This is a genomic window from Bacillus sp. NPDC094064 (genome assembly GCF_050279585.1).
Taxonomy (GTDB): domain Bacteria; phylum Bacillota; class Bacilli; order Bacillales; family Bacillaceae_G; genus Bacillus_A.
Map to the genome: position 1 here is coordinate 455,432 of NZ_JBNNUI010000001.1, position 19,049 is coordinate 474,480.

The 19,049-nt window shown below is 35.6% G+C and carries 13 protein-coding genes and 1 other annotated feature; of the genes, 8 read left to right on the forward strand and 5 right to left on the reverse strand.

The features are described from left to right. Positions 1 to 114 precede the first annotated feature (114 nt). From ACQKNI_RS02470 to ACQKNI_RS02485, 4 genes are all read left to right on the forward strand, one after another. Complete coding sequence (locus ACQKNI_RS02470) at positions 115 to 1,776, forward strand: alkaline phosphatase (RefSeq protein WP_098882912.1); 1,662 nt, start codon at positions 115 to 117, stop codon at positions 1,774 to 1,776. A 217-nt stretch (positions 1,777 to 1,993) separates the two neighbouring features. Further along, positions 1,994 to 4,381: an immune inhibitor A domain-containing protein gene (locus ACQKNI_RS02475; protein ID WP_088229463.1), complete on the forward strand. Its 2,388-nt coding sequence runs from the start codon at positions 1,994 to 1,996 to the stop codon at positions 4,379 to 4,381. A 293-nt stretch (positions 4,382 to 4,674) separates the two neighbouring features. Continuing rightward, positions 4,675 to 5,706: a fatty acid desaturase gene (locus ACQKNI_RS02480; RefSeq protein WP_140417273.1), complete on the forward strand. Its 1,032-nt coding sequence runs from the start codon at positions 4,675 to 4,677 to the stop codon at positions 5,704 to 5,706. 290 nt (positions 5,707 to 5,996) lie between these two features. Continuing rightward, positions 5,997 to 7,184 carry an RtcB family protein gene (locus ACQKNI_RS02485; RefSeq protein WP_088229462.1) on the forward strand — a complete coding sequence of 396 codons (1,188 nt, stop codon included), beginning with the start codon at positions 5,997 to 5,999 and terminating at the stop codon, positions 7,182 to 7,184. A gap of 275 nt (positions 7,185 to 7,459) precedes the next feature. Here ACQKNI_RS02485 and ACQKNI_RS02490 read toward each other — a convergent pair whose 3' ends face one another. Both ACQKNI_RS02490 and ACQKNI_RS02495 read right to left on the reverse strand, forming a co-directional pair. Beyond that, positions 7,460 to 7,807, reverse strand: a complete 348-nt coding sequence (locus ACQKNI_RS02490; RefSeq protein ID WP_088229461.1) for a VOC family protein — start codon at positions 7,805 to 7,807, stop codon at positions 7,460 to 7,462. 250 nt (positions 7,808 to 8,057) lie between these two features. Beyond that, positions 8,058 to 9,482, reverse strand: coding sequence for an amino acid permease (locus ACQKNI_RS02495; RefSeq protein WP_427282167.1), 1,425 nt, complete (start codon positions 9,480 to 9,482; stop codon positions 8,058 to 8,060). Positions 9,483 to 9,749: 267 nt separating this feature from the next. Here ACQKNI_RS02495 and ACQKNI_RS02500 point away from each other — a divergent pair, with 267 nt between their 5' ends. Beyond that, positions 9,750 to 10,499: an IclR family transcriptional regulator gene (locus tag ACQKNI_RS02500; protein ID WP_088229458.1), complete on the forward strand. Its 750-nt coding sequence runs from the start codon at positions 9,750 to 9,752 to the stop codon at positions 10,497 to 10,499. Positions 10,500 to 10,550: 51 nt separating this feature from the next. Further along, positions 10,551 to 12,215: a M20/M25/M40 family metallo-hydrolase gene (locus tag ACQKNI_RS02505; RefSeq protein WP_098357534.1), complete on the forward strand. Its 1,665-nt coding sequence runs from the start codon at positions 10,551 to 10,553 to the stop codon at positions 12,213 to 12,215. 224 nt (positions 12,216 to 12,439) lie between these two features. Here the strand turns inward: ACQKNI_RS02505 and proC are convergent, their stop codons facing one another. Continuing rightward, positions 12,440 to 13,258 carry a pyrroline-5-carboxylate reductase gene (proC, locus tag ACQKNI_RS02510; RefSeq protein WP_098882910.1) on the reverse strand — a complete coding sequence of 273 codons (819 nt, stop codon included), beginning with the start codon at positions 13,256 to 13,258 and terminating at the stop codon, positions 12,440 to 12,442. Between the two features lie 339 nt (positions 13,259 to 13,597). Further along, positions 13,598 to 13,808, forward strand: a binding site (T-box leader). Between the two features lie 145 nt (positions 13,809 to 13,953). Here proC and proB point away from each other — a divergent pair. Together proB and ACQKNI_RS02520 are read left to right on the forward strand one after the other, a co-directional pair. Next, the gene (gene proB, locus ACQKNI_RS02515) at positions 13,954 to 15,057 is read left to right on the forward strand and encodes a glutamate 5-kinase (protein ID WP_427282168.1); all 1,104 of its coding nucleotides are present in this window, start codon (positions 13,954 to 13,956) and stop codon (positions 15,055 to 15,057) included. A 40-nt stretch (positions 15,058 to 15,097) separates the two neighbouring features. Continuing rightward, on the forward strand, positions 15,098 to 16,345 hold the full coding sequence (locus ACQKNI_RS02520) for a glutamate-5-semialdehyde dehydrogenase (protein ID WP_427282169.1): 1,248 nt from the start codon (positions 15,098 to 15,100) through the stop codon (positions 16,343 to 16,345). Positions 16,346 to 16,394: 49 nt separating this feature from the next. Here the strand turns inward: ACQKNI_RS02520 and ACQKNI_RS02525 are convergent, their stop codons facing one another. Further along, on the reverse strand, positions 16,395 to 17,588 hold the full coding sequence (locus tag ACQKNI_RS02525) for a NupC/NupG family nucleoside CNT transporter (protein WP_088229453.1): 1,194 nt from the start codon (positions 17,586 to 17,588) through the stop codon (positions 16,395 to 16,397). 215 nt (positions 17,589 to 17,803) lie between these two features. Then, positions 17,804 to 19,039, reverse strand: a complete 1,236-nt coding sequence (locus ACQKNI_RS02530) for a helix-turn-helix domain-containing protein (protein WP_427282170.1) — start codon at positions 19,037 to 19,039, stop codon at positions 17,804 to 17,806. Positions 19,040 to 19,049 lie beyond the last annotated feature (10 nt).

Consider the following 19,049-nt stretch of genomic DNA (forward strand, 5'->3'; position numbering starts at 1 on the left):
ATGAAAATGGGGGATTACTATTATAAACTTACATAAATACATCGGGAGATTTCCGTCTTGTATGCATATAAAGATTCGATAGTGGATGTCGAAATAGTCTATGGAGGGACAGCGATGACGAATTGTAGTAAAAAGATAATAGGACTCATGATAACCTTAAGTATGTTAGGGACAGAAATTACAATGAAAGATAGTGAGGTTAGAGCTGAGACGAAAAAAGTAGAACATCAGCCTAGAAATGTAATTATGATGGTTATGGACGGAACAAGTTCTTCAGCGACAACATTGGCTCGCTTGTATAAAGGAGCGCCGCTTGCGTTAGATGAAATTGTAACAGGGGGCGTTCGCACATATTCGGCGGAATCAGCTATTACAGACTCAGCACCGGCAGCAACAGCATTAGCAACTGGAAATAAATCGAATGCAGGCTATGTAGGTGTATTACCTTCTATTGTGAATTCACCTAGTGTAAAGTTAATTAAAGAAGAGGACAGGATGAGACCAGTTGCCAATGTTTTAGAAGGTGCAAGACGTACTGGACGTGCTACTGGCATTGTTGCTACATCTGAAATTCAGCATGCTACTCCGGCCGGGTTTTCGGCACATCATGCGAATCGTAAGCATTTTGAAGTACTTGCAAAGCAGCAAGTGTACCAAAATATAGATGTCGTATTAGGTGGTGGGAAGGCAGCACTTTTACCTGTAAAAAGCGATGGAATCCGAAAAGACGGTGAAGATTTAATAAAAGTAATTCGAGAAAAAGGATACGACGTTGTGGAAACGAAAGATGCATTATTGCACGCTAAATCAAATAAAATTTGGGGCTCTTTTTCCCATACTGCACTTGCGTTCGATATGGATCGTGAAGCAACAAACCCAGAGCAACCAACACTTTCTCAAATGACGGAAAAAGCAATACAAGTGTTATCAAAAGATAAAGATGGTTTCTTTTTGTTTGTAGAGGGAAGTAAGCCAGACTGGGCAGCTCATGTGAATGATCCAGTTGGGATTATTAGTGATGTGTTAGCATTTGATAATGCAGTAGCAAAAGCGTTACAATTTGCAAAAAAAGACGGGAATACGTTGCTCATCGCTGTAGCTGACCATGGTAACAGCGGGATTTCTATTGGGAATATGAATACGACAAAAGAATATAAGACGACTCCGGTAACAGCTTACATAGATCCACTGAAAAAGGCAAAATTGACACTTGAAGGTGCTACAAATAAATTAAAAGGTGATTTATCTAATGTAGAATACGTAGCTGCACTATACGGTTTGGACAATTTAAATCAAGAGGAAAAAGAAAAATTTAAAGCAGTTCAAAAGAAAAGTGATGTAGGCCCAATACTTACTACATTATTGGCTAACCGTGCAAACATTGGTTTTACGACAGGCGGTCATACAGGTGAAGACGTATTTTTATACTCTTATGGACCTCAAAACCCAAAAGGATTAGTCCAAAATACGGACATTGCGAAAACGATGGCGAAAGCGATGGGCTTTAACTTAGAAGGATTAACAAATAAATTATTTGTAGAGAGTAAATCAGCCTTTAAGAAAATTGGTGCAACTGTAACGATTGACAAAACGGATGTAGCAAATAAGGTACTCGTCGTAAAGCGCAATAAAGTTGAAGCTCAATTATTTGCTAATACAAATATCATTCGTATCGATGGTAAAGAGTATGAATTAGGAAGCGTTATTGTAGAAAGCAATGGAAGATTCTATGTTCCAGAAGAGGCAATTCATTTATTTATAAAGCATTCTCTTTAAAAAATCGCCAACCACTTATCCTGGATAGGTTAAGTAGTTGGCGATTTTTTGTATTATACCGAAATAGTCTGCCATCTTTTTATTTATTTCACCTTGCGCAAAAAAATATTTCTCAACAATTGTACGATCGAAAAATATTGAATATTCGCATTATAACGAATATTATGTTGTTATCGACAAAAAAACGATAATTCGCAAACACTGGGGAGGAAATGCATTGAAAAAGAATAAGAAGTTAAAACCTTTATCGGTACTAGCAACAGCGGCAGTGCTAAGTAGTACTTTTGCTTTTGGAAGTCATGCAGCGTATGCTGAGACGCCAACATCATCTCTACCAATAGATGAGCATTTAATACCGGAGGAGCGTTTGGCAGAAGCACTAAAAGAACGGGGAGTAATTGATCAATCTGCATCGCAAGCTGAGACATCAAAGGCTGTCGAAAAATATGTTGAGAAAAAGAAAGGGGAAAACCCTGGAAAAGAAATCATCAAAGAAGATAGTCTTACGCAAGAAGCTTCTGATTTTATGAAAAAAGTAAAAGATGCAAAAATGAAGGAAAATGAACAGGCGCAGCAGCCGGCGGTAGGACCAGTAGCTGGACAAGATGCTGGATTGAATGCTAGAAAATTAAATGGAAAAGTACCTACGACACCAGCGCAGCAAGCTGAGTACAATGGATCTGTTCGAAAAGATAAAGTACTTGTTTTACTTGTAGAATTTAGCGATTTTAAGCATAACAATATTGATCAAGAGCCAGGATATATGTATTCTAAGGACTTTAATCGTGAACATTATCAAAAAATGTTATTTGGTGATGAGCCATTTACGTTATTTGATGGATCGAAGATTAACACATTTAAACAATATTATGAAGAACAATCTGGTGGTAGCTACACAGTAGATGGAACTGTAACAGAATGGCTTACTGTTCCAGGGAAAGCTTCAGATTATGGTGCGGATGCGGGAACTGGACATGATAATAAAGGACCTTTAGGACCACGTGATTTTGTTAAGGAAGCTTTAAAAGCGGCGGTAGCAAAAGGAATTAACTTAGCTGATTATGACCAATTTGATCAATACGATCAAGATGGTGATGGAAATAAAAATGAGCCAGATGGCATTATTGATCATTTAATGGTTGTACATGCTGGTGTTGGTCAAGAAGCCGGCGGGGGGAAATTGAAAGATGATGCAATTTGGTCTCATCGTTCAAAACTTGGATCAAAACCATATGCAATTGATGGCACAAAATCTTCTGTTTCGAATTGGGGCGGAAAGATGGCTGCATACGATTATACAATCGAGCCTGAAGACGGAGCGGTTGGTGTGTTCGCGCATGAGTATGGTCATGATTTAGGCTTACCAGATGAATACGATACAAAGTACTCAGGACAAGGTGAACCTGTTGAATCATGGTCTATTATGAGTGGCGGTAGCTGGGCTGGAAAAATTGCAGGAACAGAGCCAACAAGTTTCTCACCACAAAATAAAGAATTTTTCCAAAAGAATATGAAGGGTAACTGGGCGAATATCGTTGAGGTAGATTATGATAAACTTCGCACTGGAATCGGTGTTGCAACATATTTAGATCAAAGTGTTACAAAATCAAACCGACCAGGAATCATTCGTGTTAACTTGCCGGACAAGGATATCAAAAATATCGAATCGGCATTTGGTAAGAAGTTCTATTACAGTACAAAAGGAAACGACATTCATACAACACTTGAGACACCAGTATTTGATTTAACAAATGCAACGGATGCTAAGTTTGATTATAAGGCATTCTACGAACTTGAAGCGAAGTATGATTTCTTGGATGTAAATGCGATTGCGGAAGATGGAACGAAAACACGCATTGATAGAATGGGTGAAAAAGATGTAAAAGGCGGTGCGGATACAACTGATGGTAAGTGGGTTGATAAAACTTACGATTTAAGTCAATTTAAAGGTAAAAAGGTAAAACTGCAATTTGAGTATGTAACAGATATTGCAGTAGCTTATAAAGGATTTGCGTTAGATAATGCAGCATTAACTGTAGATGGAAAAGTTGTTTTCTCTGATGATGCAGAAGGCGCTCCAGCCATGACGTTAAAAGGATTTACTGTGTCTAATGGATTTGAACAGAAAAAAAATAACTACTATGTAGAGTGGAGAAATTATGCTGGTTCTGACACGGCGTTACAACATGCGCGTGGTCCAGTATTCAATACAGGAATGGTCGTATGGTATGCGGATCAAAGCTTTACAGATAACTGGGTAGGCGTTCATCCAGGAGAAGGCTTCCTAGGAGTAGTAGATTCTCATCCAGAGGCAATCGTAGGGACATTAAACGGAAAACCGACTGTGAAGAGCAGTACACGTTATCAAATTGCCGATGCGGCATTCTCGTTTGATCAAACGCCAGCATGGAGAGTAGATTCACCAACTCGCGGTATTTTTGACTACAAAGGATTACCAGGAGTTGCAAAATTTGATGATTCTAAGCAATACATTAACAGTGTCATTCCAGATGCAGGACGTAAGTTGCCGAAACTAGGACTTAAGTTTGAAGTAGTAGGCCAAGCGGAAGACAAGTCTGCAGGTGCAGTTTGGATTCATCGATAAAATAAGGTGAAACGAAGAGGAGCTGCCATAAGTCGTTGAAACTGACTTATGGCAGCTCTATTCTTATTGTGAAAAAGCTCTATGTTTTTTATGTATTTATTGGAAAAAAACTCGCGTTTTCTGGGACAAATACTCCTTCCGTCCTATTGTAGTAGCCATTTTGTACGTAAGTAATTTGTAAGAAAAAAAGAGATTTTCATAATATATAATATTTATTATATCTACACTTAACACCTACTACTAATAGTATGCTATAATATGAACTAGCAACATAAAGGAAAGGAATTAAAAAAATGACCTTACAAAATACTAAAAATTTAAAAAAACAAGTTGCTCCTTTTGAAAAATCAACGATTAAAAAAAGTGTGTGGCAACTTATCAACACAATCGTGCCATTTATTATTTTATGGTACCTTGCTTATAAAAGTCTGTCTGTTTCTTATTGGTTATCATTAGTTCCATCTCTGTTAGCCGCTGGATTTATGACAAGGATTTTCATTATTTTTCATGATTGTACCCATTATTCATTTTTTAAAAGTCGACGTGCAAATAGAATAGTTGGGACATGTATGGGGGTTTTAACTTTATTCCCGTTTGATCAATGGGGGCATGAGCATTCCATTCATCATGCTACAAGTGGTAATTTGGATAAACGAGGTACAGGAGATATTTGGACGCTTACAGTGGATGAATATTTGGCGGCATCATTTAGACTCCGTTTAGCATATCGTTTATATCGCAACCCATTCGTTATGTTTGGATTAGGTCCAATTTATGTTTTTCTGCTTAAAAATAGATTTAACCGAAAAGGTGCTAGAAAGAAAGAGCGTATGAACACCTATTTGACGAATGTTTTAATCGTTGCTTTAGTAGGATTACTTTGCTGGGCAATCGGATGGCAATCGTTTCTTCTAGTGCATGGTTCCATATTCTTAATAGCAGGTTCAATAGGTATTTGGCTGTTTTACGTACAGCACACATTCGAGGATTCTTATTTTGAAGAAGATAAAGAGTGGGAATATGTGAAAGCAGCAGTGGAAGGAAGTTCGTTTTATAAACTTCCAAAATTCCTGCAATTTCTAACTGGTAATATCGGATATCATCATGTTCACCATTTAAGCCCAAGAGTACCTAACTATAAACTAGAGGAGGCACACAATAATACGCTTCCTTTAAAAAATGTACCAACGATTACTCTTGCTACAAGTTTGCGATCACTCCGTTTCCGTCTTTGGGATGAGAAAAGTAACAATTTTGTTAGCTTTAAAGACGTCAAAAATATAATTAAAAATAATGTTTCTGTTCGGGTGAAATCGGAACTATAATTTCATCGTATATAAGACTCCCCTTAATCATTTTGATTTAAGGGGAGTTTTTCTTTAAATGTATATGACTGATATTAAGGAGAAGTTGAAATGATTGTATGTATAAAAGAGACGATAAATATGTTATGTAAACAACATAAATCGTCATAATTTTTTATTATTTGGATTGGTATAATAGCTATATAATGGAAAGCAGCAAATGGATGATAACGGTTATATGTTAAAGAGTAATGATAAGAACACATAAAATGTAATACAATAATTTTTTCAAAAGGAAGGGGAAATAAAGGGTGTTGAAATTACAAGGGAAATTCAATGAAGCGAAAGTATTTACTAAAAACGTTGATGAGACTGCAGTTGGGCAAATTCTTGATCTTTGTAATCAAGAATTCGTAAAAGATAGTAAAATTCGTATTATGCCAGACACACACGCAGGAGCAGGTTGTACGATTGGGACGACAATGACAATTCAAGATAAAATCGTTCCTAATCTTGTAGGGGTAGACATTGGTTGTGGTATGGAAGTTGTAGTAATTGATAAGAAAAAAGAAGAGATTAATTTCGATCATTTAGATGAGACAATTCGTAAATTTGTCCCAAGTGGATTTAGTATACGAAATAAGGAACATCATTTTTCAAAAATGATTGATTTTGACGGTGTGAGGGCTCCTTTCACATTACAACGCGCTCAAAAAAGTATAGGTACTCTTGGGGGAGGAAATCATTTCATTGAACTAAATGAAGATGATAAAGGGAATGTATATATTGTCATTCATAGTGGTTCTCGTAATTTAGGTAAACAAATAGCAGAGTATTACCAGAAATATGCATATGAACAATTGATTCATGTTACATCAATGAAAGATGAGATTATTAAGAGATTAATTAAAGAGGGGAGAGAAAAAGAAATACAAGAAACTTTACGTGGAATTAAGAAGCCTCAGATTCGTAAAGAACTAGCTTATTTAGAAGGACAGGGATTCAAAGATTATATGAATGACATGAATATTGCACAAAAGTATGCTGAGTTAAATCGAAAAGCAATGATTGATGAAATCGTCACTAAAATGGACTGGAAAGTAACGGATCAATTTACTACAATACATAACTATATCGACATGGAAAATATGATTCTACGAAAAGGCGCTATTTCAGCTCAAAAAGATGAACGAGTAATTATTCCAATTAATATGAGAGATGGTTCAATTATTGCGTTTGGTAAAGGGAATGCAGACTGGAACTTTTCTGGTCCACATGGAGCTGGACGTATCATGAGTCGTAAAAAGGCTAAAGAATCATTGAGCCTAGAGGATTTCCAAAATACGATGACAGAAGTTTGGACTACATCAGTAGTAGAGAGCACAATTGATGAGGCACCAATGGTATACAAGCCAATGGATGAAATTATAGAAAATACAAAAGAAACGATAGATATTAAGCACATTATTAAGCCATTATATAATTTTAAAGCTAATTAGAAGGAAGTAATGATCAGCTAGTAAAAGTTATCAATCCGTTTCTTTTGTTCGGAGACAAAATCTAATCAAGGAAAGTGGAATAATAATTACATGGAACTACTTCTATTAGGGAAGATGTTCGATTGATGGCGATGAGGTAAAATCAGAGTTTACAACGAAGCTAAGAAGTTTGAATACAAAAGCCGATTCCTGTGGAGTTACGGAATTGGCTTTTGTATTTACTTTGTTGTTGCACGAAAACACGAGTCAACTTACTAGCAAATAATGATAACTCTCTATTTCTCCCAAAGCTCGATTAGTCGACCTTCAGGATCTTTAATCCAAATAAACTTTCCAAATTCACTAACCACTTCTTTCTTCTCAAGAGGTACACCAATATGTTCAAGATGCTGAATAGTCTCGTTTAAATTATGTACCTGGAAATTTAACATCACTTGTTGTTCTGTTGGAAAATAATTATCATTTTCGGTAAAGAAAGAAAAAATAGTTTCAGTTCCTAATTGGGATTTAATCACAGTCCCATTCCAATTTTCTATGTCGATCTTCAACACATTGCTGTACCATTTTTTTACAACATCAATATTATTAGTTCGCCAAAATATTCCTCCGAAGCCTTTTATCATCATAAATAACTCCTGTCTATTTTAAAATTTTTAAGCAACATATATTCAATATATCAAAACAGTAATCGTAAGGAAAATCATTCACTTATAAAAAGTGAAAAATTATAATTACTAGCATTGTAGTGTTTTCTATACTATGGAAAATGACATTATCCTTTGCAAAACTTGCCATCCAAGCCAAGAAGTATAACAATAAAAGACCGCACATGGCTTTTAGTTCATGTGCGGTCTTTTATGTATATGTATTACATTACATAGTTTTGCTAAATTTAGTTTCTGTTTGAGTGTTAGCAGCAATCCTTTTCTTAACCTTAAAGTGATAGTAGGTGTAACAAAAGATAATAAATGGTACAGTGCAATAGATTCCTAGTCTTTGATCTGGGATAAAGATAAGACTTATTAAGATAATGCCGTATAATCCAAAACCAAGAATTGGTACAAGAGGATAAAGTGGAGTTCGGAATTTTAAATCTTCTAATTTTCCACCTTCAGCCAAATAACGTTTACGGAAAAAGAATTGAGAAACACAAATTGACATCCAAACAATAATTGTAATGACTCCAGAAATTGAAATGAGCCATAAGTAAACCGTTTCAGCAGCTACAACGCTTGTCAAAAGAGAAAAAGCAGAAATAGCGATTGTCATGATTAAAGCGTTTAAAGGTATTCCTCGTGATGATAATTTCTTTAAAAAGGCTGGAGCCATTTCATGTTGTGATAACGACCAAAGCATTCGAGTTGCGGCGTATAGTCCTGAGTTTGCGACAGAAAGAACAGCAGTAAGAATAACAAAGTTCATAATATCAGCTGCATATGGAATACCCATATTATCAAAAACAGCAACAAATGGGCTCTTTGTTAATCCCGCTTCTTCCCATGGAATTAAAGCCACGAGAACAAAGATTGCTAAGACGAAGAAAAACATCGTGCGCCATATAATATTTCTAATAGAACGAGGTAAAGTCTTCGCTGGATCTTCACTTTCACCTGCTGCGATCCCTACAAGTTCTGTACCTTGGAAGGAATAATTGACAGTAACCATTGTTAAAAGAATAGCGGCAAGTCCATTTGGGAATAAACCACCATGATTTACGAAATTTGAAAATAGCGGTGCTGGTTCGTCTCCTTTTAAATCAATAAAACCGAACATAGCGGCGCCGCCAAGGATAATAAAAGCAATAATGGCAGATACTTTAATACTTGAAAACCAAAATTCTGTTTCTGCATAACTACGTGCAGATAATGCGTTAATCGTGAATATCGTAACACCAAATATTAAACACCAAACCCAGACGGGAATATCAGGAAACCAGCGCTGCATTGTAATGCCAGCAGTTGTAAATTCAAGCCCGGTCGTGTTCGCCCAGCTTAACCAATATAACCATCCGATTGTAAACCCAGTTGCAGGGTTAATAAACTTAGTTGCATATTCCTGGAAAGAACCTGAAACAGGCATGGCCACAGCAAGCTCACCAAGACATAGCATAACGAGATACATTAATAATCCACCGGCCATAAAGGCAAGTACGGATCCACCAGGTCCAGCTTGACTTATAATATAACCAGATCCGTTAAATAACCCCGTTCCAATCACACCACCGAGTGCAATCATGAATAAATGTCTACTTTTCATCGTACGTTTTAATTCATTTTTTGTATTGTTTACTTGCGTCATCGTTTTCCTCACTTTCGTAGTTGGTAGTATGAAAATTGATGTTTTTCCGTATTATGGAATGTATTCCGTGATGTGAAATCTTGTTATAATTTTCAGATAATTAAGAAGAAAAGTCAATATTTTTTTGTTTACGCTTTCAAATTATTATTAGTGATATATTTTTATTTTTAGAAAATTGAATAAATAGATTGATTTCACTTTAAATTTTTGTTAAATTGATAGTGAATTGAGCGTACTAACATATTACAAGTAAAGTTGAGGCGAGTTATGGTACAGTCCATTGATCGAGCGATAAGTATTATTAAGCTATTGAATTCTACAAATGAAAAAGAGTATTGGGCTATTTCTGATATAGCGGATGGAACACATCTTCCGGTTAGTACAGTACATAGGTTACTGAACTCTCTAATGGAGCATGGGTTAGTTACACAAATTTCAGAAACAAAACAGTACAAAATTGGACCAATGTGGATGGAAATAGGATTACGTCAATTGGAGAAGGTAGATTACAGATCTGTTGCAAGAGAAGTGATGAAGCGTTTGGCCTCTGAAGTGGAAGAAAGTGTTTATTTGAACATTCCAAACGGAACACATTCTATTATCATTGAAAGAATTGATAGTCCTTTAAAAATTCGAGTTATCGATAACTTAGGGGAACAAATTCCTCTTTCGGTTGGTGCCGCAAATAAAACGATGCTTGCCAATTTGAAACAGAATGAAATGGAATACATTGTAGAACAGCTACTTTCTTCTTTACCAGAACAAAAGCAAATTCTTGTTGATCAAATAGAGCAAATAAGAAGTGAAGGATATGCTGTGAGTTATGGTGAAAAAACAGAAGGGACAGCTTCAGTAGCTGCACCTATTATAGGTTTTAATCATAAAGTAGTAGGAGCATTAAGTATTGGGTTAATTAGTCATCGCATCAATGATGATCGATTATCTTTTCTTATTCGTAAGGTGAAGCAAGCTGCTTATGAAATATCAATAAAAATCGGCAGTACATCAGAACTATAATTTTGATAGCTGTCGTCATTTTTTATTCATATACTGGAATTCATTTTCATAATGTGGAAAAATAGGGGGATTTATATGTCAAAGTGGCAATCAAAAGAACAATTAGTGCAATTATTAAGTAATCTTGTTGAAATTCCTAGTATTACAGGTTCAGAAGCTGAAGTTATATTGCCGGACTTTGTTGTAGAACAATTATCTGATTTACATTACTTCAAAGAAAATCCGCATCATTTGCAGAAAAATCCGACGGGTGATGGACGATATTTTGTTACAGCTCTAGTAAAGAAAAGTGATAGTACGAAAAATACCGTAATTCTTGTTAGTCATTTTGACGTTGTAGATGTACAAGATTACGGTGTGTGGAAAGAAGATGCATTTAACCCTAAAAAGTTAACGTCTATGTTCTATGCTCATAAAGATGAGCTACCAGATCATGTACGTGAAGATATAGAACAAGGAGATTGGTTATTTGGTAGAGGAACAATGGATATGAAATGCGGCCTAGCATTACAAATGGCGATGGTTGAGCAAGCTTGTGAAGGAAGATTTGATGGGAATGTTCTTTTATTAGCTGTTCCAGATGAAGAAGTGAACTCTGTAGGAATGAGGGCTGCTGTTCCAAGATTATTAGATTTAGCAAGAGAACATGACTTAGATTATAAAACAGTCCTAAATTCAGAGCCTATGTTTTCACGACATCCTGGTGACCAAAATAAGTATATTTATACTGGTTCTATTGGTAAAGTGTTACCTGGTTTTCTTTGCTACGGAAAAGAGACACATGTAGGCGAACCATTTGCAGGATTAAATGGGAGTTATATGGCTGCATTATTAACCGCAGAATTAGAATTAAACACAGATCTTTGTGATATTGTAGAAGGAGAAGCGAGTCCTCCGCCAACTAACTTGCTTCAAAGGGATTTAAAGGAGGATTATTCTGTACAAATTCCGCATCGTGCAGTCACATTATTTAACTTGTTTTTACTAGAACAATCGATGACGGACGTAGTTTCGTTATTACGTCAAAAAGTAAAGAAAGTAGCAGAGAAAATCGAAGAGTCGTATGAGAAGCATGCATATCGCTTTTCTAAATATAATCCATTCATACCACCTAACCTTAAAGTAAATGTATTAACGTATGAAGAGCTTATCACATACGCAATTGAACAACATGGGAAAGAGAAAATAGATGAAATTCAATCTAGTATTATAAAAAATAGAGAAGATAAAGATGACCGTGCGGTAACGATTGATTTAGTAGATAAATTAGCTATTTTATGTAAAGAAAAGGCACCGATGATCGTGCAATTCTTTGCACCGCCGTACTACCCAGCTGTAAGTTCGCGTAACAATCCTTTAATTAAAGAAGTAGTTGAAGAAATGGAAAAGTATGCTCACTATAATCATAGCATTACATTTGAAAATCAAAATTATTTTGGCGGAATTTCAGATTTAAGCTATGTCGGTCTGCAGTACCCACTAGATTCAATGAGTTCTCTTGTAGACAATATGCCATTATGGGATAAAGGCTATTCGATTCCACTAAAGGAACTAGAAGAGTTTGACGTTCCAGTATTAAATATGGGACCAGTAGGAAAAGATGCACACCAATGGACAGAGCGTCTCGACGTGAATTACGCATTTGAAACACTATTAGATATGTTGCCGATATGTATTGAAAAATTGCTTGTTCCTAATAAAATTACACAGTCATAGTAAGGCCTGTATAGGAAGAGAAGAATCGAAACTGTAAGATTCGGTTGTGTAGTTTCTTAACTCAGAATAAGATTTAAATAGAAACGAATAGAGTTATTTTAATATAATAAAAAACAAAACGGACAAACGTAGTTACTTATGAGTTTGTCCGTTTACCTTTTAGTAACAACGGGGAGTATGTAAACTACATGTGTATTTAGTCAAAAAAGATTTGAGATTCGTTTTTATTTTTTAGTTTGATTAGATAGTTCAACAGACTTTTGTGTACAACGCTGCATAGCTGAAATGATGGCTGTTCGTAAACCTTTTTCCTCTAATACTGCTACAGCTTCTATCGTTGTTCCGCCTGGAGAACAAACCATATCTTTCAATTCACCTGGATGTATACCTGTTTCCAGTACCATTTTTGCAGAGCCTAACACAGCTTGAGCAGCGAATTTATATGCTTGATTTCTTGGCATACCATCTAGCACAGCAGCATCTGCCATCGCTTCGATAATCATATATACATATGCTGGTGAAGAACCACTTACAGATGTTACAACATCCATTAATTTTTCGCTTACGATTTCTGTTTGACCAAAACTATTAAAAATGTTTAGTACATCTTCTAAATCTTTTTCTGCCACCATTTCATTAGGACATAACGCAGACATTCCTTCACCAACAAGAGCAGGTGTATTAGGCATGACTCGTATAACCTTTACCTTTTTACCAAAGGCATCCTCCGTACTTTTTATGCTTTTTCCGGCAGCAATCGTTACGACTATAGCATCGTCTTTTATTTGCTCTTTCACTTCGTTAATTACTAATGAATACAGGTCAGGTTTGATTGATAAAATTAAAATATCGGCTTTTTTAGCTACTTCATTGTTGTCAGTAGTTATAGTTATCCCATATTGTTCACTAGTAGTTTTTAAATTCGTAGTGTTTAAATCTGAACAAATAATGTTACTTGAAGACACTATATTTTTGTTTAGCATCCCGCCGATGATAGCCATCCCCATATTTCCGCATCCGATGAATCCAATTTGTTTATCCATAATAATTCAATTTTTCTCCTTTTATAATAAATTATATCATTTTGAAATTGTTATTTTAGAATAATAATAACATCTCTGTGCAATATAAAGAAACATTCTAAGAGAATATATTCCTTTTTGCAACACCAAAAAATAAAAAACAATTATATTCGATATTATGCAAATATATACACTATAATTTCAGGTATTATATTTATGAATCTGAGTTAAACTTATATCAATTTGTATTTTCATTCAGTAGGGCAATAATTTCATACAAGTAACTTGTCGCTCTAGTTATTTTTAAAATACCTCTTGACACCAAATCGAACTATATCGCATAATATAAAAAAATTAAACCGAAAATCGTTGAAGGGAAATAGTACATATGTCTTCTTGCGAAAGAGAGTGGAATTCACCGGCTGAAAGATTCCTCGTATAGAATGTATCGAACCTATCCCTGAGTCTTAAATGAAAGTTTAGGCGTTCGCCTGCGTTATAGGCGCCAAGTGGATATCTATGTATATCAATTAAGGTGGTACCGCGGAACAATGACCGTTTCGTCCTTTTTATTTTATTAAGGGCGAAGCGGTCATTTTTATTTTGCCCTTTCATACGATAGGTGCAGCATGGAAGAGGATAGACATAGCTGCAAACTGTATAAATAAAAGTGTAATGTATAAAAAACTTTGATTTTAGACTTGGGGGATACAAAAATGAAAAAACAACGAATTGTTGTAAAGATTGGGAGCAGTTCCTTGGCAGATAGTCATGGAGGAATTTCTAAAGAACAGCTTTCAGATCACGTTGCCGCATTGGCTCGATTGAAAGAAGAAGGGCATGAAGTTTTGTTAATTACATCTGGGGCCGTCGCTGCAGGTTTTTCTGCTCTAGGCTATCCTAGTAGACCTGTAACAATTAAAGGGAAACAGGCTGCAGCAGCTGTCGGACAAAGTTTATTAATGCAGGCGTACACGGAGGAATTCCGTAAATATGGTATCGTTACTGCTCAACTATTGCTGACGAGAAGTGATTTTTCTAGAAAAGAACAATATAGTAACGCTTACGCTACTTTAGGAGAGTTACTAAACCGTTCTGCGCTTCCTATCATCAATGAAAATGATTCTATTTCTTTAGAGGAGCTAACGTTCGGGGATAATGATATGCTGTCAGCTTTAGTAAGCGGACTTGTGTCAGCGGATATGCTTATGATTTTTACGGATGTGAACGGTTTATATGACAAAAATCCTCAGAAACATGAAGATGCGAAGAAATATTATTTCCTTCCAGAAGTTACGGAAGAAATCGCTTCTCTTGCAGGAGATGCCGGATCAAAACTTGGGACTGGCGGTATGAAATCAAAAATTGATGCGGCAAAAACGGCACTATCTCTTGGTGTGAGTGTATTTATCGGAACTGGACGTGGACAAGAGAAGTTTGTAGATGTTTTGAAGGGCAAAGGTGATGGAACGTATGTCGGAAATGCTCCTCAAAAAGAAATGAAGATGAATAAGCAATGGATTGCTTTGCATTCGGTTGTGAGCGGACAAATTGAAATAGACGCCGGAGCAGCTACAGCTATCATTCAGCACGGAAAGAGTTTACTTCCAGCTGGTGTAACAAATGTCTCAGGATTTTTCCAAGTGGGAGAAGTCGTAGAAGTAATGACGCAACAAGGGCGCGTGATTGGAAAAGGACAATGCACATATAGCGTAGAGGAACTAAGAGATGTAAAAGGTATGCAAAGCCAAGATATTCAAGCGAGAGGCGAAAGGCATAGTTATGAAGTCATCCATAGGGACCATTGGGTTTCATTTTAAGATTAGAGATTAATTTGAACTTAAAGAGGAGGAAACAAAAATGAATGAAGTGTTGGCAAAAGGGAAGAGAGCGAAAGAAATTGCTAGAGAACTTGTGCTTAAATCTACAGATCAAAAAAATGAAGCACTCGCTATGGTTGCTGATCAGTTAATTGCAGAAACAGCTTATATTTTAGAGGAAAACAAACGGGATATTGAAGAAGGGAAGGCAAAAGGATTTTCTGACTCTCTCCTTGATCGCCTTATGCTAAATGAACAGCGTATTGTTGATACGACAGAGGGAATTAAGCAGCTAATTGAATTACGTGATCCTGTAGGAGAATGTGTAAGTGCATGGGAAAGGCCAAATGGATTATCTATTCAGGAGATGCGCGTACCACTTGGTGTTGTCGGGATGATTTACGAGGCAAGACCGAATGTAACTGTGGATGCTGCTACAATTTGTTTGAAAACAGGAAACGCAGTAATACTACGTGGTAGTTCTTCTGCTATTCATTCTAACAAAGCCATCGTTGCTGTTATTCACCGAGCACTCAAACAAACGAGCTTGCCTCAAGAAAGCGTACAGCTTATAGAAGATACAATGCGAGATAGCGCGAAGCAGTTATTTACATTAAATGAGTATTTGGATGTTCTTATCCCAAGAGGTGGCAAGCAGTTAATAGATACTGTTGTGAGAGAAGCGTCTGTTCCAGTACTTGAAACAGGTGCGGGAAATTGTCATATTTTCATTGATGAAACAGCGGATAAACAAATGGCATTTGATATAATAGTAAACGCAAAAACGCAGCGTCCATCTGTATGTAATGCAATTGAAACGATTATACTTCATGAGAAGTGGGCGCAGCAATTTGGAAGCGAGCTGTTTTCTTCATTAAAAGAAAGATGCGTGGAGCTACGAGGGGATAACAAAGCATTAGCAATTGATTCTTCTATCATACTTGCTACAGAAGAAGACTGGGAAACAGAGTTTTTATCTCTCACACTAGCGGTGAAAGTTGTTTCCTCTGTTGAAGAGGCGATTCATCACATCAATACGTATGGATCGATGCATTCTGAAGCGATTATTACAGAGAACGAGGAAAATATCAGCAAATTTTTCACATCTGTAGATGCGGCGGCACTGTATCATAATGCATCAACTCGTTTTACAGATGGGTCTGAATTCGGATTCGGAGCAGAAATTGGCATTAGTACACAAAAGCTACACGTAAGGGGACCGATGGGGCTTCCTGCATTAACTTCTACAAAATATGTGATTCGTGGAAATGGGCAAATTCGAAAATAATAATAAAAGACACTCAATTGGCTTGGGTGTCTTTTATTTTAAAAATTATTTACCATATAAATAGCCCAACGAGCATAGCGCTTAATAGGGAAACTGCCATTCCGCTCACAAGAAGCTTCCAAACATTTTTCCCGATGACTGATGATTTTTCGCCGCCAAATAATGAATTGTAAGTTCCATAAATCATTCCTACTGTACTAAAGTTAGCAAAAGAGGCTAGAAATGTTGTTGCAACCGCAACTGTATGTGGTTGTAAAGACTTTAAGTTTGATTTTAAATCCATCATTGCAACAAATTCATTTGTTGTTATTTTGATCCCCATTAATTCAGCTACATACATCGCATCACTACCTGATAAACCGAGTAAAAAAGCGAAAGGACTAAAGATAATCGAGAAGATTTTTTGAATTGTTAAACCTGTTACAAAAAATCCTAAAATTCCATTTAAACATGCTGTTAAAGCTACATATCCAATTACCATGGCTAAAATAACGATAACCATATTCATCCCAACTAACATACTGTTTGAAATAGTAGAAAAGAAATCTTTTTTTTCACTTTTTGAAGGTTTATAAACAACATCTTCTTCTTTCGTAACTTCTACAGGATTTAAAACATTAGCTAAAATTAATGCGTTAATACAGTTTAAAGGAATGGCGCTAAAAATATATGTTGCGGGAACCATTGATAAATAAGCGCCAAGAATGGATCCGCTAACGCTGCTCATACTCATAATTCCGAAAGTCAACAAACGATTTTCTTTTAACACAGATAGTTGATCACGAACAACGGCAAGTGCTTCTGTATTTCCTAAAAACATCATTTGAATCGAAAAGAAGCTTTCTAACTTTGGTAAACGAGAAATCTTTGAAATAACTGCACCTACTTTATCAATAATCCAAGTCAAGATTCCGAAATACGAAAGAATATCGAAAAAAGTAATAACGAAAATGATAGGAAGTAATGCGCTAAAGAAGAAATCAATGTGTGGACTGTCCATAGCTGAAGGAAACGCAAAACGAATACCTTCATTCGCACATGCTAGTAGCCAACTGAAAAATGAAGCGATTTTATTAATGATAATACTGCCGAGCTTCGTGCCTAACATAAACCACGTAATAAAAAGCTCCAATATGATTAGAATAACGATTGGTCTCCATTTTATTTGCTTTTTATTAGGCGAACATAGGAAAACGATTAATATGACAACGAAAATCCCTAACATATTTAATATAAAATGCATGTCAACAACTCCTTGAGGCTTATTATTTGTATATAAAAAAGCCTCTATTCTTCCAAATTTGGATTGTTATCAGAAGTTATGAAGAATGTAAATTATGCTTGGGATCAATTTATTTCAATTAATGTACTAAAAATTAATGTTTATTCGCTCTATAAAGTATATTTAGTTAGTAATGTAGAGCAACAAAATAAATCTATTGGCGGAATGAAGGACAACTAATACCTGAATCCAGTTTTAAATTGTTTAGGTGAAATACCAGTATGTTTTTTAAAGACCTTTGTAAAATGACTTTGGTCGTGAAAATTTAGTAATGTAGAAATTTCGGATATAGAATGTCTCGTATAAGTCATTAACTTTTTTGACTCATCCACTTTAGCGCGCTGAATATAGTCATTTAAAGAAATTCCAACTTCTTTTTTGAAAAGGGAAGATAGATAACTGGGGTTTAATGTGACTATTTCTGCAAGGATATTTAGTGTAATATCACCATAAAGATGAGTGAATATATAATTTTGACATACGTTTATAGGTTTTGAATGTTGCTGCATTGTACCATTTTTGACACGTTCTGCAAACTCGAGTAAAGCATTCTCCAAAAAAGGGGGAATAGCTTCATTTTTATGTATTTCTTCAAGTTTTTGTATAAATAAATCACTAAGAGTATATGCGATTTCAGGGAAAAGTCCTCCTTCTATAGCAGATCTAGTTGCAAGTGTAATGGCTGCAATGGCAGAATTTTTTTGGCTTCGCAGGTGACTTGTCTTTGATAACACGCCAAGCTCTCCTGATTCAGGTAATCTCCTTAGATTATTAATTAAATCCTCCTTTTTCCCTTGCTTTATACACTCAAATATTTTCCTCTCAGCTAGTGGATCGATATGAGTTAATGTACTTTGTCGTTGTTCCGAAATATGTATATCAGGCTGTTCAATTTCAAAATCATTCTTTTTTAACAGTATATTTTTTTGCAAAATATCAGCAACATCTAATTTTTGTTGATACAGCATGTAATAAAGTACTAAACTTATATTTAAAAAACTCAAATTATTTAATACAGGTAGAGAACGATAATATCGAATCATTTCTTCTTTATCTATTTTTAGTTGAAGATCATTAACAATTCCTTTAATAGATGTTTCTGTTAGCCTGGAATAAAGGACTGGTCCAGCAATGATATTCCCACTAATTTGGTCGTTCAAACGCAGATTAATTGCGAAAAAATTTTCGAGAAAGGCAGTCTCTTCTAGTGATGGAAAAGTATAGGGAGGCTGGTCCTTAAATAGTTCATTAAGTATCGCCTCTTTTGAAGAATACATAGGGTTATGCTGAATATTGGACGAGATTTCAAATACTAAATCTCCTTTGTTATTAAGAAAATAGATAGGTGTTTTATGTATGTCAAAGACTAGTTTACAAATATAATATAAATCCTCTAGTTTGGAGCAATTCATTATTTTAACC